Source organism: Vibrio sp. CK2-1 (assembly GCF_021726515.1).
In the GTDB taxonomy this organism is placed as follows: domain Bacteria; phylum Pseudomonadota; class Gammaproteobacteria; order Enterobacterales; family Vibrionaceae; genus Vibrio.
This window is the reverse complement of the sequence record NZ_JAKKCJ010000005.1, coordinates 119084-141856: the sequence shown is the minus strand read 5'-3', so window position 1 is coordinate 141856 and position 22773 is coordinate 119084. Positions and strand designations below refer to the sequence as shown.

The following is a 22773-nucleotide window of genomic DNA, read 5'->3' as shown; positions in this document are numbered from 1 at the left end:
CAGATAAAGACTTATCGACGCACTTTTCTCTTACCTTTCATTTTAGGCTCTCGAAAAGGCATCGCAATCGAAGCAAACTCTTTCATTGCTCGTCGATATACATCCCTTTTAAAAGAAACCACTTGTCTGACTGGGTACCAAAAACTCACCCAACGCCAACCATCGAATTCAGGGGTTCGTCCACGGTTCATATTGATGTTTGATTCATCACACTCTAACCGCAGTAAAAACCATTTCTGTTTTTGGCCAATACACACAGGCTTGGAATCCCATCTCACCAGACGTTTTGGTAATTTATATTTTAACCAATGACGACTGACTCCAATGATCTTCACATCTTTCTTTGTTAGCCCAACTTCTTCATACAATTCACGAAATAGTGCTTGTTCCGGCGTTTCACCGTCATCAATCCCACCTTGTGGAAATTGCCAAGAATGCTGCCCGTATCGTTTTGCCCAGAACACCTGACCATGGTTGTTACATATTACAATTCCCACATTTAAGCGGTAACCATCGCCATCTATCACGGCTAACCTCTAATATAAATCTCTGTTACCAGTGATTTTTTCACATATCCACAAAAGGGGCAAATTTCAAGTGCACAATATCGCACTTTTTATTCGCTAACAGCCACTTTTCTCATAAGCTAAGTCCAAATAATAAGTTATCAACACAAATCTTGACTGACTGTGGCATTTATTCACTATTTCTGTGAATAAATGTGTGAAGAAAACGACAAAACAATTAAATGGCTTATTTAACACTCAGGCACAACTGTCGATCTTTTATACCAAAATCAAACAAAGACCTTAAAAAACAAAACAATAAGAACAAAAAAGGCTATTACGGACAAGTTGAGGATCTTTAGGATCTTTTATAAACACAGATCGGTTAAAGATCCACCATGATTTATATTATCCACATCAGATCATGCAAAAGCGCTTAAAAAGGACTCAGACATGTTCTTTTATTACTGCAAATGTGAATAAAGTGATCGCCATCACTTTTATTTTCACCATTCAGAACAAAACCTGTGGATAAGTTAATTTAACAACATAATAAGATCGAAGCGGATAAGATCCTTGTCAAAAATAATGTACTATAGAAGCCTAATTTTTTAATCAGATCATTTGCTATGCCGTTACCCCCTAAGACAGAACAGGAATTGATGCAACGAGCCGAAAAGATCGTCGCTCGCTCTTTTGCTTCTTTAGCACATCAAGCTGGTATTACCGTTCCCGAAAACCTCAAGCGAGAAAAAGGTTGGGTAGGACAATTACTCGAGTGGCATTTAGGTGCAGAGTCTGGCAGCAAAGCCCAACCTGATTTTGAGCATTTAGGCATTGAATTAAAAACCATACCGATTGGCTTTAATGGTCAACCATTAGAAACCACATTTGTGTCTGTCGCCCCCTTAACCGGGGTAAATGGACTGACTTGGCAAAATAGCCATGTTAAGCATAAACTCGCCAAAGTATTGTGGATCCCGGTTGAAGGTGAACGAGAGATCCCTCTTGCGGAACGCCGAGTTGGCCGCCCGATCTTATGGTCACCAAGTGATCAAGAAGAGCAACAACTTAAACAAGATTGGGAAGAGTTGATGGAATTTATCGTGCTAGGGAAGGTAGAACAAATTACGGCTAAGCACGGGGAAGTTATGCAGCTACGACCTAAAGCTGCCAATAGTAAAGTGGTGACTGAAGCCTATAGTGCCAATGGGCAACCAATCAAAACCTTACCAAGAGGATTTTATTTACGGAAACAATTCACAGCGAATATTCTGTTAAATCATTTGCAACGATCTTCATAACCACTGTCTGTTACCTAGTCAAACTCTATTACCTAGTAAAATCCGGTCACCTAGTCTAGGAAGCGAGATGTAATTCAATATCCTGAAAAAGATCGAGTCCCTCAGCGCCAAATTCATCATAAGCATTATGCAATCTCAGATAAGCGCTGGATAAACCTAATTTTTTTAACTCATCTTTTACCGATTCTAAAGAATTGAAATAAGCTAACTGATCTTTTTCCATGATCGGCTCTAATCGATGTTTATATTCAACAGCAAGTGAATAGTGAGAAAGATCAGCGCAACTCACCACAAATACCTTAGGAGGCTCACACTCCTCTTTTTTACTCGCTTGCAACCAGTGATCCAATTGCTGTTTTCTCATCCTTACCTCCCACCGCACACTCAGTACAATTCATGGTGTTATATTCCAGTCTAGGACAAAAATCTAACCTTAGCTAACTGACTTACTACTCAAGCTTTTTTGCTATATATTGAGTAAACGGTTTACATATTTAAATATTGATTTTTCAACGATCAGCCAAGGATGTGCAATGAAATACCACAAGATCCCGCACTCTAATTTAGAAGTCAGTAAAATTGCTTTAGGTACAATGACCTATGGTGAGCAGAACACTCAAAAAGAAGCTTTCGAGCAATTAGATTATGCTCTCGAAAGAGGCGTTAACCTCATCGATACCGCAGAGATGTACCCTGTTCCGCCAAAGCCTAGCACCCAAGGGTCCACCGAAGAATATATTGGTAATTGGCTAGAAAAATCAGGAAAACGTGAAAAAGTCATTTTAGCGACCAAAGTGGCAGGCCCAGGCCGTATGTCCCATATTCGTGAAAATATGAGCCTAGATCGTCGTAATATTCATCTAGCAATGGACAGCAGCTTACAACGTCTCAAAACCGATTATGTTGATTTGTACCAGATACATTGGCCCCAACGTAATAACAACCGTTTTGGACAACTCAACTACCCTCATTTAGATGAGCAGCAAGAAGTCACTCTTATCGAAACATTAGAAGCATTAGCGGAGTTAGTGAAAGCGGGTAAAACTCGTTATATCGGTGTATCAAATGAAACTCCATGGGGCGTGATGACGCTGCTACGTTTAGCGGAAAAGCATGATTTGCCAAGGATCGTATCGATTCAAAACCCATACAACCTACTCAACCGCAGCTTTGAAGTTGGCCTATCAGAAATTAGTCACCACGAAGGTGTCGAGTTACTGGCTTATTCGCCGCTAGCATTTGGGGTATTAAGTGGCAAGTATCTCAATGGAGCTCGACCAGATGGAGCTCGTTGTAGCTTGTTTGAACGCTTTGTTCGTTACTTTACGCCGCAAGGTGAGGCCGCAACACAAGCCTACATTGATATTGCTAAAAAACACGATATTGATCCGGTACAAATGGCATTAGCGTTTGTTAATCAACGCCCATTTGTTGCGTCGAATATTATCGGTGCCACCACAATGGAACAGCTAAAAGCGAACATTGATAGCATCGATACCCAGTTATCTGACGAACTACTGCAAGATCTTTATCAAGTAGGTGTTCAGTACCCTAACCCTTGCCCATAATTCATACTTAATAATTTTAAAAACACAAAGGGAAGTGACCACTCACTTCCCTTTTCTGTGCTCTGGTGATTAATAACCACCAGCATTCGGTTATGTACTCAGTCGAGTCCTAAATATTCGCCGCATTAAAGTAACACGACGCTCAGCTTTATTTGTGACTGATAATGATTCGCCGAGAGGTCGGCCTGTGCTATCTAGTCCAATATCTCGCAGTAAGTGCTCACTATGAAAAGGTAGTTCATATTGAGAGCGACGAACTTTACGCAACCAAGCATTTTGTTCACGTTTTAAATCGGCTTTAATTAGCAGTGTTGCAAGTTGAATATAAATAGAGTGACGCATAATTTTCTCCAAACAATGAATGGGGAAAACAGCAGCGCAGAAGGGAAATAGACAAAATAATCCTAATGGCTGCTTAGTTTCCGCAGCCAAAAGGTTACGGAATAATTAGTTCATTCGTTTATCAGATAACATGCTTGAAGCCATCGGCATTACTCGATGGGCATTAAAAGCATAAGTTAACTGAGTCGCGTTTAGTCGAGCACATGTAAAAATGTCAGAATATAAATGTTTCATCATGTGCCTCCTAAATAACTAATTAATCCATTTGATATATAAAGTGAAATTCAATTCACGATTAAATTTTAACCAGCTAAGAAATTTGTTCAACCCTTATTTGCGCAACAAAACAAAAACAATTTATTAACCCAAGAGTAACTTAAAAAACAGTCAATTGTCGCTCAAAAATCAACCAACCATCGTCTGTTGCCATATTATTGATTGTTCCAGTATTTCCTTCATCACTATCGTTTCACGCCTCTGAGACTAATTTATGTTTACCAAGCAAGCGATACATAGTTGCTCTCGATATCCTCAGCTCTTTCGCAGCGAGCGATACTTGCCCATCATGAGCCTCTAATACTTTCACTAGTGCTTCTTTTTCAGAGTCTTCTCTGATCATTTTTAAGGTGCGAGTTTTTTGGCTTTGAGACGGTAAATCAAAATGCTCTAGTTCAATCACTATTCCATCAGAAACTAATACTGCTCGTTTAACTTGATTAAGTAGCTCTCTGACATTGCCGGGCCAATGATATTGGGTTAAGGCCTTGAGAGCTTGAGAAGAAAGACTACGAGCTTGAGTATTATATTCTCGGCTAAATTGCTGAATATAATAATTCGCTATACTGGCAATATCACCGCAGCGCTCTTTTAAGGGTGTGACATGCACTTTAAGGATTTTTAATAGATAAAACAGCTCAGCAGAAAACTCCGATTCTTGTACCTTTTGCTCAAGATCATTATAGGTTGAAACCATAATTCGAATATCTAAGGTTTTTTCGCCATTGTCAGTATGAATGACCGGATGATTAATGAAGTGCAATAAGTGATTTTGTTGGCTTTTCGGCAATGCAGTTATGTCTTTTAGCAGTAAGGTTCCTTGGTCTGCCTCTTCAAGCTTAGTTTGAAAGCCTGGTGGTTGACTGTCTCTTTCAAAACCAAACACTTCTCTTTCGAAACGTTTTTCCGATAAAGCACTGCAATTCACAACCACAAAAGGACATTTGCTACGTGATGAGACGTCATGAATTGATTTTGCGACGAGCCGTTTCCCAACCCCTCTTTCGCCCGCAATAATAATATTGGCATCAGTATTGGCGATACGTTTAACCTGCTCACGCAAGCGCTTGGTTGGTAAAGAGTCACCGACTAAGAGATCTTGGTTATCCAGCATATTTTCTGGCCATACCTTCTTCTCTATTTTCAACATGCCTAACTGATGACCAATACTGCTCAACAGTAGTTTTTCTGGCATAGGTGAAGTGAAGAAATCAATACAGAAGTTAACGATGAACTGGCAAATAGGATCTTGATTGAGTTGGTGCTCTTTGATGTAAGCCATCCAACGGACATGTTTATTATTGGTAACTAAGTAGGCAATCGCGCTTAAACTGAAGTCGTCATTGGTCAAATCGATCAGCCCAATACACGGGCCAATTCGATCGATCATACTTTGACCGAGTCTTAGATCTCCACAGCGTTCCACTTTCCAACCAGAGAGTGCTACCTTTTCATACCAAGTATCGAGTCGCCCTCCAATCACTAAAAGTGAACCCGGTACCGAATCCATTCGGAAATACTTTTCCATATCGCATCCTTTTGACTATTTATTCACCAGCTAAGGCATCATACACAGGACAACATTATTAAAGCTATGAAAGGGTTTCTTATTTTTGAGACAGACAGTTTATTTAATAAAAATAGATGCTTGGAATGTATTTTGCGAATTTCAGGTAAAAAAAACCCACCAATGAGATGGTGGGCTCTAATACAGTAATACTTTCTAATTATTGCTGTGGACGCATCGCTGGGAACAAGATCACGTCACGAATAGTATGAGTATTTGTAAATAGCATGGCTAGACGATCGATACCGATACCTTGACCCGCAGTTGGCGGTAGGCCGTGCTCAAGCGCTGTAATGTAATCAGCATCGTAGAACATCGCCTCATCATCACCGGCATCTTTTGCTTCAACCTGTGCTTTAAAGCGTGCATCTTGGTCTTCTGCATCATTAAGCTCAGAGAAACCATTCGCCACTTCACGGCCACCGATAAAGAATTCAAAACGATCGGTAAAGAACGGGTTTGAGTCACTACGACGAGCCAGTGGAGAAATATCTGCTGGGTAGCCAGTAATGAAGGTAGGTTGAATTAGCTGAGGTTCAGCGGTTTCACCAAAGATCTCTTCAAGTAGCTGACCACAAGTCCAGAAGCTTTCTACTTCTACATGAACTGATTTAGCAATCTTAACCATAAAGTCACGATCTTTTACCGTTTCTTCATTTAAGTTGGCGATATCAGCATGGTCTGGATTGTAGTGTTTGATCGCATCGATCATGCTCATACGTGCATATTTACCACCGAACTCAACACGCTCTTCACCGTAAGGCATAGACGTTTCGCCTAATACTTCAACCGCAACTGTACTTAGCATTTCTTCAGTCAGATCCATAAGATCATTGTAATCTGCATACGCCATGTAGAATTCCATCATAGTGAATTCTGGGTTATGACGAGGCGATAGACCTTCGTTACGGAAGTTACGGTTTACTTCAAATACGCGATCAAAACCACCGACAACCAAACGCTTCAAGTAAAGCTCTGGAGCAACACGTAGGTACATATCAATATCTAATGCATTGTGGTGAGTAATAAATGGACGCGCTGTCGCACCACCAGGGATCACGTGCATCATTGGCGTTTCAACTTCTAGGAAGCCTTTCTTCGCCATGAAGTTACGGATCGCCATTACAAGCTTAGAGCGAATAATGAAAGCAGTACGTGAATCTTCGTTCACAATCAGGTCAACGTAACGCTGACGGTAACGCATTTCTTGGTCAGTTAAGCCATGGAATTTTTCAGGCAATGGACGAAGTGCTTTAGTCAGCAACTCGTATGATTCCATATTCACGTAAAGATCGCCTTTACCTGACTTATGCAATGCCCCTTTCACACCGATGATGTCACCGATATCTAGGCCTTGGTATTTTTCTTTTAATTCTTTTTGTACATCTTTAGCCGCATACGCTTGAATACGGCCAGACGTTTCTTGAATCACTAGAAATGGACCACGCTTCGCCATTACACGACCTGCGATAGCCACAACATGATTCAGCGCTTCTAATTCTTCTTTTGATTTTTCACCAAATTCCGCTTGAAGATCTGCCGCTAAATGCTCACGACGAAAATCATTTGGGTGGCCGTTTGCTTTACAGCTTTGACGGATGTGATCCAGTTTAGAACGACGCTCAGCGATCAGTTTATTTTCTTCTGCTGCATCAATTTGGTTTTGGCTGTTTGATTCAGTCATCATGTGCCCTTATAAAAAATGAGTTATCTTCTAAAAGAAGAGGAATTCTTTGTGCTTAGCTTGTTGCTGAACTTATAGTCCTGACTTCAAACTTGCTTCAATAAACTTATCAAGATCGCCATCTAATACTGCTTGAGTATTGCGGTTTTCAACGCCAGTACGAAGATCTTTAATACGAGAATCATCTAATACGTAAGAGCGAATTTGGCTGCCCCAACCGATATCAGATTTCGAATCTTCATTGGCTTGTTTTTCAGCATTTTGCTTTTGCAATTCAAACTCAAACAATTTTGCACGAAGCTGCTTCATGGCTTGATCTTTGTTTTTATGCTGAGAACGATCGTTTTGACATTGCACCACAATATTCGTTGGTACGTGCGTAATACGTACCGCCGATTCAGTGGTGTTTACGTGCTGACCACCGGCACCAGATGCACGGTATACATCGATACGTAAGTCTGATGGGTTAATATCAATTTCGATGTTGTCATCAATCTCAGGGTAGATAAATGCCGATGCAAATGACGTATGACGGCGACCGCCTGAATCAAATGGTGATTTACGAACTAAGCGATGCACGCCAGTTTCAGTACGTAGCCAGCCATAAGCATATTCACCAGAAATACGAACTGTCGCGCCTTTAAGGCCAGCCACATCCCCTTCTGATACTTCAATCACTTCCGTCTTGAACCCTTTGGCTTCTGCCCAACGTAAATACATACGTAGCATCATCGAAGTCCAATCTTGCGCTTCGGTACCACCAGAGCCTGATTGTAAATCGATATAGCAATCAGAAGCATCGTGATCACCGGCGAACATGCGGCGGAACTCAAGCTTTTCTAATTTCGCTTCAAGATCGGCAAGTTCAGGTTCGATCTCGTCAAAGGTTTCTTGATCTTGCTCTTCAACCGCAAGTTCTAATAGTCCTTCAACATCATCACAACCTTGATCCAGTTGATCAATGGTTTCAACAACCGCTTCTAATGCTGAACGTTCTTTACCTAACGCTTGAGCGCGCTCAGGTTCATTCCAGACATCAGGTTGTTCAAGTTCGGCATTGACTTCTTCTAGACGCTCTTTCTTAGCATCGTAGTCAAAGATACCCCCTCAGAACATTCGTGCGCTCGGCAACGTCCTGAAGGCGGTTTTTAATCGGATTGATTTCAAACATGTTGGCTTATCACTTATTTGAGATATTGGGTCAATTCTTATACGAATATAGGCGCAGAATTCTACCTAAATTGATGATGAATATACAGGGATTTTACTCGTTTCATTTAGCTTCTAGATGATCAACCATCAATTGCAATGATTGATTACCACGAAACTCATTAATATCGAGTTTATAAGCTAAGTGAACGGTTTTCACCGAGGCATCCGGCCAACGGCGTAAATCAACATTAAAAGCAATTGCATCGATCATAATGCCTGTTGGATGACCTTTAAACAGCGGCTCTAACATCATTTTGAGATGCTTTTCACCTACCAGTTTTTGATGCAGTAATTTGAATTCACCATCAAAGATCGGCTCAGGGAAAGCTTGTCCCCAAGGGCCACCAGCACGTAACTCTTCTGCGGTATGCATCGAAAATTCTTCTGGCTTTAATTCACCATCCGATAAAATCACACCTTCTAACGCTGATTCATCGAGCTCTTCGCGTACCGCCAAATCAAACAAGCGAGAGAATTGTTCAAATCTATTTTGGTAGATGGTTAAACCCGCTGCCATCGCATGGCCACCAAATTTAACAATGATCCCAGGGTTTTGAGTATCGATCTTATCCAAAACATCACGCATATGAAGCCCGGGAATCGAACGACATGATCCTTTTAAAGAAGGCTCGCCATTCGACAATTCACCGCCATCGGCAAACGCAATCACTGGACGATGGAATTCATCTTTAATACGTGAGGCTAAAATTCCAATCACCCCTTGGTGCCAATCGGCTTGGAATAAGGTTAAGCCATACGGCAGATTCGATTTATCTTCTAGGCCGCCTTTCGCGTTCAGCAAACGTTCACAAAATGCCATCGCTTCTTGCTTCATGCCTTGCTCAATTTCACGGCGCATGTGGTTTAAACCATCCAGTTCACTGGCCATACGACGCGCGGCATGAATATTGTTACTCAGTAATAACTCGACCCCAAATGACATATCTTCAAGGCGTCCAGCTGCATTAATTCTTGGCCCTAGAGCAAAGCCAAAGTCTGCCGCAACAAGACGTTTAGCATCGCGTTTTGCCACTTCGATTAACGCTTGAATGCCCGGGCGCGCTTTACCAGCACGAATTCGTTGCAAGCCTTGATGGACTAAAATTCGGTTATTTTCATCTAGTGGTACCACATCCGCCACCGTTCCCAGTGCGACTATATCTAACAGTTCCGCTAAGTTAGGCTCGGGGATATTTTGTTGAGCAAACCATTGTTGCGTTCGCATTTCAGCGCGCAAAGCCAGCATGAGGTAAAATGCCACACCAACGCCCGCTAATGCTTTTGAAGGAAAAGAACATTGTTGCAGATTAGGGTTAACCATCGCATCGGCATTCGGCAATTCGTGACCAGGTAAATGGTGGTCGGTGACGATCACAATTAACCCTTGCTCCTTGGCATAACGCACCCCTTCAATAGAAGAGACGCCATTATCCACCGTCATGATCACTTGCGCGCCACGTTCAATCGCTTGATCGACCACTTCAGGGCTTAGCCCATAACCATCTTCAAAACGGTTAGGTACCAGGTAATCAACATTACTACTGCCTAGCATACGAATCGCGAGTACTGACAAAGCCGAACTGGTCGCGCCATCCGCATCAAAATCACCAACCACGATAATACGTTGTTTCTGCTTAATCGCTTGAAACAATAACGACACCGCAAGCTCAATGCCATGTAACGCCTGATAAGAGTGTAGTCCTTTCGCGCCCTTTTCTAATTGGCTGACATTCTGGATCTGACGATTAATATAAATGCGACGTAATAAGGGTGAGATCGACTCAGGTAGGATAGAAAGATCAACATCAGGTCGGCGGGAAATAGTCGTCATAATACTCTTAATAGGTTGAGGAGAGTTTAAGCATTTGCAGAATAAAGCTGATAATCAATCACAAATAACTGTTCTAAACCGGGGTAAATCTCTTGAATCACGGATTTCAATTGAGGCAATGTCATATTCTCTTGCTCGGCATGAAATTCGGTAAGTTGTGATAACAATACTGGCGTGACGGATAATATTTGCAATTGGCAGAAAACTCGCCCTTGCTCTAAGGTCGATACCATCACTACACTGCCAGGCACATAATGACTCTCTGCTTCATCACGAATAGTAATAGTCTTTTTGCCCGCCAGAATATCGTCTTCAAAGCGAGCAAAAAATGTCATTTCAGTCGGTGCGTTAGTTACTGCGTTAATTGATGCTTTAGCTGCTGCGTTAGATAGATTGTCCATTATAAATTTTCAGCTTCTAGCGCTTCCAGTAAATCGTTAGCCGGTAAGTAACCACCCACTACTCGACCATTAGACAATAAAATTGCAGGCGTACCACTAATGCCTAATTGCGCACCAAAAGCATATTGTTCACTGATCATTTGCTGGCACTTAGGTAAGTTTTTGCTATCAAAATCAAAGCGGCGATTGATCTTCACATCATCCAACGCTTTTTTACGATCATCTGCGCACCATACTTTAGCCATCGCTTGCGCAACATCGCCAGTCGGTCCTTGACGAGGGTAAGCCATATAACGAACCGTAATACCTAGGTCGTTATATTTTTGTATTTCTTTATGCAGTTTTACGCAGTAACCACAAGTAATATCGGTAAATACCGTTACCACATATTTTTGATCTTTGGCTTTATAGACGATCATATCATCAGCAAACTTCTCAACTTGCTTAGCGTATTTTTTCGCCATTAAATCACTGAAGTTACCTTGTTTATCTAGGCTGTACATCTTGCCTTGAATAAAAAAGTCACCCATCGCACTCGAAAAGAAAATGCCTTGATTAGTGGTTACTTCATATAAACCATCAATCGGTGATGGCGCAACCTCAGTCACTTTAATACCAAGATTAACAAAGCGTGCACTGATTTCAGCTTGATTAGCTTCTGTGCTGGCATAACTAGGCAAACTCAATACTGAAAACATCAATGCGGAAAAAGCCAATGCTCCTTTAGCTTTAGCACAAACTGACTTAACGTTAATTGAATCAAATAAAGAAGCAAAATGCATAAAACACCTAAAATATGGAGAAAAGTTGTCCAACAACACACCCTAGTACTAAGCTCTCGGGTGATGCTCTTGGTGGATTTGTTTTAATCTTTCAGTTGCCACATGAGTATAAATTTGTGTGGTCGATAAGTCACTATGTCCGAGCAGCATTTGCACTACTCTCAAGTCAGCACCATGATTGAGTAAATGCGTCGCAAAGGCATGACGCAATACGTGTGGAGACAAAGCTTCAGAATCAATACCAGCATGTTGAGCATAAAATTTAATGCGATGCCAAAAGGTTTGACGCGTCATTTGCCGAGCACGCTTACTAGGAAAAACTACATCTGAGCTTTTCTCGCCCAATAATGCCGGGCGACCTTGCTCTATGTAGGTTTCAATCCACTCAATAGCATTTTCTCCCATCGGCACTAGACGCTCTTTACCGCCTTTACCCATCACGCGTACTACCCCTTGACGCAGACTCATATTCTCCATAGTCAAACTCACCAATTCGGTCACACGTAGGCCAGTAGCATATAGTAGCTCTAGCATGGCTTTATCACGTAACTCTAGAGGGTCTTCAACAATTGGCGCATCAAGTAAGGCTTCAATCTGTTGTTCTGACAAATCTTTCGGCAAGCGTTTTGGCAATTTAGGGGCAATTAATAACGCACTAGGATCATCGCTGCGCAACTTCTCACGAGTAAAATATTGGAATAGTCGACGTATCGCAGACAACATACGAGCTCGAGAAGTTTGCTTGTAATTTTGTTCCAATAACCAAGCTTGGTAGGCTTGTAAGTCATAAGTTGTCACGGTTAACAAACTCATTGATTGCTTATTTAACCATCCCACCAACTTATCGAGATCATGTCGATAAGACTGCAAGGTATTTTCTGACAAGCCTTTCTCTAGCCAAATTGAATCAAGAAAACGTTCTACCAGAGCTAATTCAGACTGCATCACCTATTACTCACTTTATACCTAATATCCATGCTGAGACTACGGTAGCTCACTCATAATTGCCACTAATTTTACTGAAAGCATGTAAAGCAGACAGCTTTATCGTTAGAATTAACCACAAATTCATCAAACGTTTAAAAAGACTTATGAAGATTGGATTATTCTACGGTTCAAGCACCTGTTATACCGAAATGGCTTCGGAAAAAATCCGCGCGATTATTGGCGAAGATCTGGTCGATATCTACAATATTAAAGATACCCCAGTCTCAACACTTCAAGATTATGATTTCCTTATTTTAGGCATTTCCACTTGGGATTTCGGTGAGATACAAGAAGATTGGAGCGCGGTATGGCAGCAACTCGATGGGCTATCTCTAAACGACAAGTACGTAGCGTTATTCGGTCTCGGCGATCAAGAAGGCTATGGCGAATGGTTTCTCGATGCGATGGGGATGCTGCACGACGAACTGATGGCAACGGGAATTAAGTTTCTCGGCTATTGGCCTAACCAAGGCTATGAGTTTGAACAATCAAAAGCCCTTACTGAAGACAAAACGCATTTTGTTGGCTTAGCGCTTGATGAAGATTCTCAATATGAGCTCAGCGATCAGCGTATCGAGCAGTGGTGCGAGCAAATCCTTGTTGAGTATCACGACAGTTTATAACTTTATCTATCAAAAACATTCGAATACAAAAAAGGCTTAGTGAATTCAATCCACTAAGCCTTTTTCTTGTTAGCTTGTTAGCCGATTAAGCCATATCTTCGCTTAACTCAGCCACTTCATTTGATTGCTGTTCGCACTTTGGGACAAACATCATCACCGCAATCGCAGCCAATGTTGGCAACATCCACGCCATACCGTAATCAAATAGCGGTAGGAAACTAAATGCTGACATATCAATACCGACAGCTTTGCCTGCATCAATCAAAGCAAATAATAAAGATAAGCAAACAACAAAACGGTACGCCAAAGCACGGTTCGGTAAACGAGAACGAACTAGCGTTAGGAATACAATCGCAATCGCCACTGGGTACAAGGCAAACAATACTGGTACAGATAAGGCAATTAATTGCGTTAAACCAACGTTCGCTACCAATGCACACACTGACCCGACAACAATAACCCATGCTTTATAGCTAACTGGGGTTAATGAGCTAAAGTAATCGGCACAAGCTGAAATCAAACCAATTGAAGTGGTTAAACACGCTAATAATACGATGGTAGTTAAAACGAACTGACCTTCAGTACCAAATAGAGCTTGAACATAAACACTTAAAATTGCGCCACCATTATCAAGGCCAGCCGCAATGCCATTACTGGTCGCGCCAAGGTAGAACAATGAGATGTAAACCAGAGCCAAACCGCCAGCTGCAATAAATGCCGCATAGGTTACATAGCGAGTAACCGCACGTTTATCAGTAATCTTCTTGCTACGCAGCGCTTCAATGATCAAAGTACCAAACATCAGCGAAGCAAAGGTATCCATAGTGTTATAACCATCTAGGAAACCAGTACTAAATGCATGGGTTACATAGCGACCTTGCGCCGCGACAATATCGCCTTGAGGGTTAATAAATACCATTACAGAAAGGATGATTAATCCTAAAAATAGAACCGGAGTCAGCACCTTACCAATCACATCTAATAGCTTACCTTGAGACCAAGCAAAGCCCATCGCAATAGCAAAAAAGACGATAGAAAAAATTGTGAGATGTATTTGTGATGGTTCGGCGATAAATGGTTTCAAGCCCATTTCATACGCGACAAGACCGGTACGAGGCGCAGCAAAAGCGGGGCCAATGATAATAAAGAAAAGTACAGCAACAATTGTCGCGGCTTTTTTAGGTAAGTCTTGGGTCAGTTTATCCCAACCGCCACCGACTAGCGCAATGGCAATAATACCAAGCAAAGGCAGACCTACAGCGGTACTAAGAAACCCTAGCATAGTAGAAAACACTGATTCGCCAGCTAATTGACCAGCAAGTGGTGGGAAGATGATATTGCCAGCGCCTAAAAAGAACGCAAACAACATGAAGCCTAGGGCCCAAATATCGGTTATTTTTAACTTTTGGTTCAAAATAAACCCTTAATATAATAGTAATGAATTGCATTTCAGGAGAACAAAACATATACCCAAGTGACTTCAAGGTGCAGAATTCAGAGCTATCATCCAAACCTTTAGGCAAGGAAGATTGGTGAAGGAATGTAAGCACCTTTCAAACCAATCTGACGCTGCATAAAGGTTTGAATGAAGCTCCCGAAGGGCAAGTTAAAACAAGCTTTATGCTGCGTTAAATTGAACAGAGATAGGATAACTATGATCATATTCAATTTGTCTTGCCTAAAGCTTGTTTTATTCTTGCTGAAACTCGCACCTTGAAGTTACTTGGGTATAAAACTCTACCTGAATATAATGATCAAGATAATGAACAAATTAGAGCCAACGCGCAAGTAAACAGCAATAAAACACCACAAAATAACAAGATTGAAACACAAAGGCAGTATTTATCTCTGCTTGTAGGTGAAAATCAAAGAACTTATCACTTAACACAATTAAAACAATAACATTACAAATAAGCATAAAAAACCATATTTAGACCACTAATTAGTCACTTACACCAAAACCATTGATATTATGAATAAAACTAAAGACTTTCATTTAAAGCAGTTCTCAATTTACGGTGGTCATTCTGGCATGGCGGTCAGTACTGATGGGATATTACTCGGTGCTTGGGCTAAAATATCCAGCCACAGTTCAATACTCGACATAGGCACCGGTACTGGATTACTGGCGTTAATGTGTGCCCAACGAAGCCAACAAAGTCAGATTACCGCGATTGATATTGATGATGATGCAATTAAAGCGGCGCAATATAATGTCGATAACAGCCCTTGGAGCAAAAGAATTCAGGTTATCAAGGCTCCGGCTCAGCAATTAGATTCAAGCCAGAAATTTGATCATATTGTTTGTAACCCGCCCTACTTCAACTCAGGTGCCACTTCCGATTGGCAAGCTAGAGCAACCGCACGCCATACGCACACTTTGCCGCACAATGAGCTACTTATCGCTTGTGCTAAATTATTAAAACCGACCGGCTGTGCGAGTTTTATTTTACCGAAAGCAGAAGGCGAAGCCTTTATTCAACTAGCCTTAGAACAAGGCTGGTTTGTAGAGCGACTCTGCCAAGTCAATACCACTGAGCATAAACCCGGCTATCGACTATTATTCACCTTAACTCGCGTTCAAACCGAATGTCAGAATAGCCAGTTAACGATTCACCAAGCTGACGGTTATAGCCAAGCATTTATTCAACTGACTCGCGATTTTTATCTCAAGATGTAGTCACGGTAATAAAAGCAGAGATCTCTCGCTGAAACTCGCATCTTGCAGTCACTTGGGTATATAATGCGCGACCGTTTTAATAAACCCTGAACCTAAAGCCACTCGGCTTGTTGGAGAAATGACGTGATCAGAACTTTTGCTGAACTCGATTTAGACCAAAACCTTATTGAAGCCATTGAAGAAATGGGCTTTGAGCGCCCGACTCAAATTCAGGCGGATGCCATTCCACAAGCGCTTGATGGCAAGGATGTCTTAGCGTCAGCTCCTACTGGTACAGGAAAAACTGCTGCATTTGCACTTCCTGCTCTACAGTTTTTACAAGATTTCCCGCGCAAGAAAGCTGGTCCGGCTCGCGTATTAATCTTAACGCCAACTCGTGAATTGGCGATGCAAGTGGCTGACCAAACTCGCGCACTGGCGAAAAATACTAATTTAAACATCTTCACCATTACCGGTGGCGTGATGTACCAAGAGCACGCGGATATTTTAGGCACCACTCAAGATATCGTAGTTGCAACGCCAGGCCGGTTAATGGAATACATCGAAGCTGAACGTTTTGATTGTCGTGCGATTGAATGGCTAATCTTGGATGAAGCGGATCGCATGCTAGATATGGGCTTTGGTCCGGTGGTTGACCGTCTATCGGCAGAATGTCGCTGGCGTAAACAAACCCTACTTTTCTCTGCGACTTTAGAAGGTCGTGGCGTTGAAGGTTTTACTGAAGATCTACTAAAGAACCCAGTAAAAGTGGAAGCGGATCCTTCACGACGTGAACGCAAAAAAATCACCCAGTGGTATCACCGCGCCGATCACGCTGAGCATAAATTAGCACTACTAAAAAATATTCTTACTGAACAAGCTGAGCGCAGTATTATCTTTGTAAAGACTCGTGAGCGTCTTGCAGAGCTTCGTGGGCAGCTAGAAAGCGCGCAAATCGTTTGTTCATGGATCCAAGGCGAAATGCCTCAAGATCGTCGTAACAACGCGATTCAACGTTTCCGTGATGGTGAAGTCAATGTATTAATTGCTACCGATGTGGCGGCGCGTGGTATCGATTTACCGGATGTGAGCCATGTTATTAACTACGATATGCCAAGAACCGCGGATGTGTACCTACACCGTATTGGTCGTACTGCTCGTGCCGGTAAAAAAGGCAATGCGATTTCTTTGATTGAAGCCCATGACCAGCCGATGATTGATCGCGTGATGCGCTACACTCAAGATGAAATCAAAGAACGCTACATTAAAGATCTTCGCCCACAAAGCAAAAAAGCGACCTTCAAGAAGAAGAAAAAGAAAGCGCCAGCTGCGAAGAAGAAAACAGCCGTGAAAAAGAAGAAAAAGTAAGACATTCTTACTAAACTTTTCTCGCTAAACTATTCTAGTAAAACCATTTTCGTAAAATTAAAAAGGAGCGACTATTCGCTCCTTTTTTACGTTTTCAGTTTACGCTTTCAGTTTACGCTTTCAAGCAACAAGAAATGCAGATTACTGCTCTTCTCGCTTAAACACCAATTCAGTTTCCGTAGACTCTGCCGCCACAAAGTAATAGCCGGCCGTATCGAATGCTTTCAGTGCATCCAAATCTTCTACTTTATTTTCAATGATGTAACGCGCCATCATGCCGCGGGCTTTTTTTGCGTAAAAGCTGATCACCTTGTAGGTACCATTTTTGCAGTCTTTAAATACTGGAGTAATGATTTTGCCTTTCACACCTTTAGGCTTGACGGCTTTAAAGTACTCATTCGACGCTAGGTTAATTAACCACTCATCACCTTGTGCTTGTAACGCATCATTAACTTTATCAGTAATGATATCGCCCCAGAACTGATACAGGTTACTGCCACGTGGATTCGCGAGCCTTGTGCCCATTTCTAAGCGATATGGCTGCATTAAATCAAGCGGCTTCAATAAACCGTACAGACCAGACAGCATTCTTAAATGAGACTGAGCATAGTCGATATCCGCTTCAGACAGACTATTTGCATCTAGTCCGGTATACACATCGCCTTTAAAAGCAAACAACGCCTGACGCGCATTCTCAAAACTAAATTCAGGGCTCCACTGAGCAAAGCGAGCCACATTCAGACCAGCGATCTTATCACTGACTTTCATTAAGCTAGCTACATCCGCAGGCGTAAGCTGACGGCAGACTTCAATTAACTCCGCAGAGTGATCGGTTAAATCAGGTTGAGTGTGCTTTTGGGTAGGCAGAGAAGATTCGTAATCGAGTGTTTTTGCAGGAGAAACCAATATCAGCATATTCAATCCATGTGTTCTGAAATAATGTTGACCATTATAACAAAAAAGCCACGCATCGCTGCATGGCTTTTACTATTAGTGGTATAGGTCAAAGTTATTACTTCGACTCTTTACCCCATACGCCTTCTTCAATTTGAGAATGCAGCTCTGGGAAATCTTTCGCATCAAATGTCGGTAACTTACCTTCATCTAATTGCTTGTTGTAGTCTTTCGCTAGTTTAATAACGATACCAGACAACAATAAGATAGCCACTAAGTTAACAATCGCCATCAAGCCCATTGAAGCATCAGCAAGAGACCATACCGTTGGTAGTGTCGCTAATGAACCAAACATCACCATACCGAGTACAATGACACGGAAGATGTTTTTAGCGTGACGAGATTTCTTAAAGATAAACACAATATTGCTTTCTGCGTAAGAGTAGTTAGCAATGATTGAGGTAAATGCAAAGAAGAAGATCGCGATAGCAACGAAGGTTTTACCCCACTCACCTACTTGAGAGCTCAATGCGTTTTGCGTCAAGATGATACCCGTCACTTCACCGTGTGGTACATATTCACCAGAGAGTAAAATGATCGACACCGTTGCAGTACAGATAACAATCGTATCAACAAACACACCTAGCATTTGAACATAACCTTGTGATGCTGGGTGTGGTGGATACGGAGTTGCTGCTGCAGCCGCATTTGGCGCTGAACCCATACCGGCTTCGTTCGAGAACAAACCACGAGCAACACCTGTCTTAATCGCATTCATAATGGCGTAACCTACACCACCAGCTGCCGCTTCTTGTAAACCGAAAGCACTCTTGAAGATAAGCGCTAGAGCACCAGGTACTTTATCTAGGTTCATCAAGATAACAATCACAGCTAACACTAGGTAGAAGATAGCCATGATTGGAACAAGAATTTCAGCAGTACGAGCGATCTTACGGATACCACCGAAGATAACGAAACCTGAAAGCACAACTAGTACACCACCTACCATTGCTTTATTCCAAGCAAAAGCTGTGTGCATCGCATCCGCAATCGAGTTTGATTGAACCGCGTTAAATACCAAGCCAAAAGCAATGATAAGGAAGATTGAGAATAGGATGCCCATCCAGCGCATGCCTAGACCTTTCTCCATGTAGTAAGCCGGACCACCAATATAAGTGCCGTCAGAACCTTTGGTTTTGTATAACTGGGCTAAAGTACTTTCTGCAAATGCCGTTGCCATACCAACCATAGCAATGATCCACATCCAGAAAATTGCGCCTGGGCCACCCACGGTTAAAGCAACCGCAACACCTGCCATGTTACCTGTACCAACACGCGCAGCTAGACTTGTACAAAATGCTTGAAAAGATGAAATGCCAGAGGCGTCTGCTTTACGGCTGTTTTTTAGCACTGAAAACATGTGCGTAAAGTGGCGAAATTGAATAAGGCCAAGACGTACTGTGAAATACACACCAACGCCAACCAATAAGTAGACCAGAATAGATCCCCAAAGGAGATCGTTTAATAAAGCTATTAGATCCGTCACGCAAACCTCACCTAAATTAATGATTAATTTACCCTCACCATGAGAGTGAGCTCCCTCAACACTCAAGTCATTTGAGCGTTTACCTTATCTCTTTATATATTCATTACTTTTATTATGTTTAAAGAAAAAGGCACATCAAAATGCAATTTTAGCACCTAAAGTAAGGACCAAACTGATAATGACCGGCAGGATAATGCAGGGCTACGCGCCAAAAATCAATATCAAATTTTATTCATAGTTATGCATTATTACACTAGTAGATAGTAAGTTTTTGGTATATTTAAGCTGTTTTTTCACATTAAAGACAAACTTTTGACTATATAATTTGAGAAATAAAAATCCAATTTTGCACATTTGTTAAAAGTAGGTAAATAGTGTGAAGCCAAGAGTTAGCAAGGTCTCGACTCAAACCCCCGCTCGATTATTATTTGATAATTCAATTTAGATATCTAACTCGCAAGTCAGGTAAACATATCATTAACATTATTAACCCAATCGCAACATGTCGTCAGCCAATCCTCCGCATTTTCCTACAGAAATTATTTACTAAAAGGCGATTTTTTGCTCAAAAAGAAATCATGAATCAAGCAGCAGAATGACACAAAAGTTTCATCTTTTAGAAACAAATGAGAAATACATCAAGGTTAACCTCTTAAAAAGTGTGGTATCAATAAAGTCCTGAATAGGATTCAGTATCAACAAAGAGGGATTACAGATGGAAAGCTTCCAATTAGAAGACATCATGGCAATGGAACCAAACCCTTATCGCGCTCACAAGACCAAGCCAACCAAGAGAAAGTGGCGCGAGATTGAAGCGATTCAAGATAGACGCCAACTACAGAAGGAATTGAAAGAACTGGATTACTTTGGCGAGTACAACTTAGAAGACCTTGATATTTAAAAACCCATCGTATTTAAACTTTAGGCATTTAAACCTTGGAGATTTAACCCTTAAAACTTAAATCTCCATGCTATTAGAATAAATAGCCACTAGAATAAGTAGCTACTAGAATAAATAGTTACTAGGATCACTAGTTGCTAGAACCACTAAACATAAAAAGCAGACACGCTGAATGTGTCTGCTTTCTTTTATCCACTAGCCATCCGACTTCATGTATTCAGACAGGCGTTGGTATTCTTTATCAATACTTTGTCCAAATAGTGGATCGCTATCTTCACTACCCCACAATTTTTCAACCGCCACCCAATCCAGCTCGGTAAAGTGGTTCTTTAAGGTAGGTAAAATTTCACGTTCTTCAAAATCCAAATGCTTTTTTTGTTGATGGATAAAATGCTCTAAATGCTCGCGAAATACATCATTAGGAACCACGGCATCGTGCAACACCATTTCCAGCAAATCAGCAAACTCTTTAGTCGTTTCCGATAAGTTTTTATGCTCTTCTAGCAAATTGGCAATATTATGATTATCGCCATAATGATCTAAGAAGTAATGATAGATAAGATCTTCCTTCGGATGATGTGTCATTTCCGAATGCCGCTGGAGATAAGAAACAATATCATTAATAATCAGATAATTAATTGGTTTCTCTTGTTTTAACAAATTAAGTTTCTGGTCCAGAATAACCAGCAATCGCACCATATAGCTGTGCTCACGACTTATAATATTTCCTAGCATGGCTCCCTCCTACTCAGTCAACTACCACCACTATAGGCGATACTTTTCCTTCGCTATTGTCCATGGTCAAATATTGTTCAATCAGTATAGCTCATGCTCGTTTTCTGTGAGCCAAACCCAGAATAAGCTCAAATCAATTCAAATTGTTCATTTTGTTGCAAACTCACCGAGGCCCAGTTTATTGGCGACTTACCTTGCTGTAATAAAAGAGTATTAGCTTGAGAAAAATGCTGACAACCAAAGAAACCACGATGAGCAGAAAGAGGTGATGGATGAGGAGCGGTCAAAATATAGTGCTTAGATGTGTCGATGGACGCGCCTTTTTTCTGCGCATGCGCTCCCCACAATAGAAAAACCAATCCGCTATGCGTTTGATTTAATTCTGCAATCACTTGGTCGGTAAACTTTTCCCAACCAGACTTAGCATGCGAATGCGCCTTACCTTGTTCCACCGTCAATACGGTATTTAACAACAGCACACCTTGCTCAGCCCAAGACACTAAGTTGCCGTGACTCGGAATGGTAAAACCTTCGATATCTTGCGCCAGTTCTTTATACATATTGACTAAAGAAGGCGGCGTTTTAATCCCAGGTTGTACCGAGAAAGCCAAACCATGCGCTTGATTAGGCCCGTGATAAGGATCTTGCCCTAGTATCACCACTTTCACTTGATCAAATGGGGTATGGTCAAATGCTGAAAAAACCAAACTATCTTCCGGGTATATGTTTTTACCTTGAGATCGCTCACTCGCAACAAAGCTTTCAAGCTGTTTAAAGTAGCTTTGTTGTTTTTCATTTTCGATCACACCAGCCCATGTTGACATCATTTAATCCCTATTATTTTTTCAATTTATTTTGTCATTGTATCGCGAGGAGAGCCCAAGACGAACCACAAGGATGCGGTTATTTTCGTAGTAAATTAACCACATATTTATGCTTCAATTATTTTTTAGAGTTTCAAATAATCTTATAACCCCTTATTTCTTTTGGTTTTCTTGATTTACAGCAAGAAAACACACCAATAATGAAATCTAATTTTGGTGGTTTATTGATTTAAATCAATATTAATACTGTGGTTATTAAGTATATAATGGCGTCATCAATTAGTTCGAAAACAACATCATATTTAATTCCACTTAGGTGGCAAAGGAGATGGGCATGATCCAAGGTATCCAAATTACTAAAGCAGCAAACGACGATTTACTAAACTCTATCTGGTTACTAGATAGCGACAAAAATGAAGCACGTTGTGTTGCCGCTGAAGCTGGCTTTGAAGCGGATCAAGTTGTTGCTGCAGATTCTCTAGGCGACATCGAATACCGTGAAGTAAAAATTGAAACTGCACCACGCATCGAAGGTGGTCAACACCTAAACGTAAACGTTCTTTCTCGCGAAACGCTAGAAGACGCTGTTGCTAACCCAGAAAACTACCCACAGCTAACTATCCGTGTTTCTGGCTACGCTGTACGTTTTAACTCTCTAACGGCTGAGCAACAACGCGACGTTATCGCTCGTACGTTTACAGAGTCTATGTAATAACGATTTTCGGGTTTACGTTTCTCGTAGCTCGGAATTCATATAAATAAA

23 protein-coding genes are annotated in these 22773 nt (G+C 41.4%); 7 read left to right on the top strand and 16 right to left on the bottom strand.

Annotated features, from left to right (window positions below):
• Positions 1-11: 11 nt before the first annotated feature.
• On the bottom strand, positions 12-527 hold the full coding sequence (gene rppH, locus L3V25_RS13720) for an RNA pyrophosphohydrolase (protein WP_027696240.1): 516 nt from the start codon (positions 525-527) through the stop codon (positions 12-14).
• A gap of 608 nt (positions 528-1135) precedes the next feature.
• Here rppH and mutH point away from each other — a divergent pair.
• Positions 1136-1810, top strand: a complete 675-nt coding sequence (gene mutH, locus L3V25_RS13715) for a DNA mismatch repair endonuclease MutH (RefSeq protein WP_237296067.1) — start codon at positions 1136-1138, stop codon at positions 1808-1810.
• A gap of 55 nt (positions 1811-1865) precedes the next feature.
• Here mutH and L3V25_RS13710 read toward each other — a convergent pair whose 3' ends face one another.
• Positions 1866-2174 carry a DUF6482 family protein gene (locus tag L3V25_RS13710; protein ID WP_237296066.1) on the bottom strand — a complete coding sequence of 103 codons (309 nt, stop codon included), beginning with the start codon at positions 2172-2174 and terminating at the stop codon, positions 1866-1868.
• 169 nt (positions 2175-2343) lie between these two features.
• Here L3V25_RS13710 and L3V25_RS13705 point away from each other — a divergent pair, with 169 nt between their 5' ends.
• The gene (locus L3V25_RS13705; protein ID WP_237296065.1) at positions 2344-3378 is read left to right on the top strand and encodes an NADP(H)-dependent aldo-keto reductase; all 1035 of its coding nucleotides are present in this window, start codon (positions 2344-2346) and stop codon (positions 3376-3378) included.
• A gap of 90 nt (positions 3379-3468) precedes the next feature.
• Here L3V25_RS13705 and L3V25_RS13700 read toward each other — a convergent pair whose 3' ends face one another.
• From L3V25_RS13700 to xerD, 9 genes are all read right to left on the bottom strand, one after another.
• The gene (locus L3V25_RS13700) at positions 3469-3720 is read right to left on the bottom strand and encodes a DUF1127 domain-containing protein (protein WP_192999585.1); all 252 of its coding nucleotides are present in this window, start codon (positions 3718-3720) and stop codon (positions 3469-3471) included.
• A 105-nt stretch (positions 3721-3825) separates the two neighbouring features.
• The gene (locus tag L3V25_RS16525; protein WP_267135497.1) at positions 3826-3957 is read right to left on the bottom strand and encodes a hypothetical protein; all 132 of its coding nucleotides are present in this window, start codon (positions 3955-3957) and stop codon (positions 3826-3828) included.
• Positions 3958-4189: 232 nt separating this feature from the next.
• Entirely contained in the window at positions 4190-5524 is a 1335-nt protein-coding gene (locus tag L3V25_RS13695; RefSeq protein ID WP_237296064.1) for a VpsR-related response regulator, read from the bottom strand.
• A gap of 199 nt (positions 5525-5723) precedes the next feature.
• Positions 5724-7247 (bottom strand): lysine--tRNA ligase, encoded by a 1524-nt coding sequence (lysS, locus tag L3V25_RS13690; RefSeq protein WP_237296107.1) that lies wholly within the window; start codon positions 7245-7247, stop codon positions 5724-5726.
• Positions 7248-7319: 72 nt separating this feature from the next.
• Positions 7320-8418, bottom strand: a protein-coding gene (gene prfB / locus L3V25_RS13685) for a peptide chain release factor 2 (protein WP_107928100.1) whose coding sequence is annotated in 2 segments (ribosomal slippage) — positions 7320-8342 and positions 8344-8418 — 1098 coding nt in all. Because the reading frame shifts where the segments join, the coding sequence is not laid out codon by codon here.
• Between the two features lie 102 nt (positions 8419-8520).
• A complete protein-coding gene (gene recJ / locus L3V25_RS13680; protein WP_237296063.1) occupies positions 8521-10290 on the bottom strand; it encodes a single-stranded-DNA-specific exonuclease RecJ in 1770 nt (589 codons plus the stop codon).
• A 26-nt stretch (positions 10291-10316) separates the two neighbouring features.
• Positions 10317-10691 (bottom strand): N(4)-acetylcytidine aminohydrolase, encoded by a 375-nt coding sequence (gene yqfB, locus L3V25_RS13675; protein ID WP_237296062.1) that lies wholly within the window; start codon positions 10689-10691, stop codon positions 10317-10319.
• Positions 10691-11473 (bottom strand): bifunctional protein-disulfide isomerase/oxidoreductase DsbC, encoded by a 783-nt coding sequence (gene dsbC, locus L3V25_RS13670; RefSeq protein WP_237296061.1) that lies wholly within the window; start codon positions 11471-11473, stop codon positions 10691-10693. The genes yqfB and dsbC overlap by 1 nt, the downstream gene beginning before the upstream one ends.
• A gap of 48 nt (positions 11474-11521) precedes the next feature.
• Positions 11522-12418, bottom strand: coding sequence for a site-specific tyrosine recombinase XerD (gene xerD / locus L3V25_RS13665; protein ID WP_237296060.1), 897 nt, complete (start codon positions 12416-12418; stop codon positions 11522-11524).
• A gap of 146 nt (positions 12419-12564) precedes the next feature.
• On the opposite strand from xerD, the gene fldB reads away from it, so the two are divergent.
• On the top strand, positions 12565-13083 hold the full coding sequence (gene fldB / locus L3V25_RS13660; protein ID WP_237296059.1) for a flavodoxin FldB: 519 nt from the start codon (positions 12565-12567) through the stop codon (positions 13081-13083).
• A gap of 85 nt (positions 13084-13168) precedes the next feature.
• Here the strand turns inward: fldB and brnQ are convergent, their stop codons facing one another.
• Entirely contained in the window at positions 13169-14497 is a 1329-nt protein-coding gene (brnQ, locus tag L3V25_RS13655) for a branched-chain amino acid transport system II carrier protein (protein WP_237296058.1), read from the bottom strand.
• A gap of 558 nt (positions 14498-15055) precedes the next feature.
• Between brnQ and L3V25_RS13650 the strand changes: the two genes are divergently transcribed.
• Both L3V25_RS13650 and srmB read left to right on the top strand, forming a co-directional pair.
• Complete coding sequence (locus L3V25_RS13650; RefSeq protein WP_237296057.1) at positions 15056-15763, top strand: methyltransferase; 708 nt, start codon at positions 15056-15058, stop codon at positions 15761-15763.
• A gap of 123 nt (positions 15764-15886) precedes the next feature.
• Positions 15887-17110, top strand: coding sequence for an ATP-dependent RNA helicase SrmB (srmB, locus tag L3V25_RS13645; RefSeq protein ID WP_237296056.1), 1224 nt, complete (start codon positions 15887-15889; stop codon positions 17108-17110).
• 141 nt (positions 17111-17251) lie between these two features.
• On the opposite strand, the gene yaaA is transcribed toward srmB, so the two are convergent.
• The gene (gene yaaA / locus L3V25_RS13640; protein WP_237296055.1) at positions 17252-18025 is read right to left on the bottom strand and encodes a peroxide stress protein YaaA; all 774 of its coding nucleotides are present in this window, start codon (positions 18023-18025) and stop codon (positions 17252-17254) included.
• Between the two features lie 97 nt (positions 18026-18122).
• Positions 18123-19550: a sodium:alanine symporter family protein gene (locus L3V25_RS13635; RefSeq protein WP_192999594.1), complete on the bottom strand. Its 1428-nt coding sequence runs from the start codon at positions 19548-19550 to the stop codon at positions 18123-18125.
• A gap of 715 nt (positions 19551-20265) precedes the next feature.
• On the opposite strand from L3V25_RS13635, the gene L3V25_RS13630 reads away from it, so the two are divergent.
• Entirely contained in the window at positions 20266-20451 is a 186-nt protein-coding gene (locus L3V25_RS13630) for a DUF3545 family protein (protein WP_027696258.1), read from the top strand.
• Between the two features lie 195 nt (positions 20452-20646).
• On the opposite strand, the gene L3V25_RS13625 is transcribed toward L3V25_RS13630, so the two are convergent.
• Positions 20647-21186, bottom strand: a complete 540-nt coding sequence (locus L3V25_RS13625) for a hemerythrin domain-containing protein (protein ID WP_237296054.1) — start codon at positions 21184-21186, stop codon at positions 20647-20649.
• 128 nt (positions 21187-21314) lie between these two features.
• Positions 21315-22010: a uracil-DNA glycosylase gene (gene ung / locus L3V25_RS13620; RefSeq protein WP_237296106.1), complete on the bottom strand. Its 696-nt coding sequence runs from the start codon at positions 22008-22010 to the stop codon at positions 21315-21317.
• 334 nt (positions 22011-22344) lie between these two features.
• Between ung and grcA the strand changes: the two genes are divergently transcribed.
• Complete coding sequence (gene grcA, locus L3V25_RS13615) at positions 22345-22722, top strand: autonomous glycyl radical cofactor GrcA (RefSeq protein ID WP_192999596.1); 378 nt, start codon at positions 22345-22347, stop codon at positions 22720-22722.
• Positions 22723-22773: the final 51 nt, after the last annotated feature.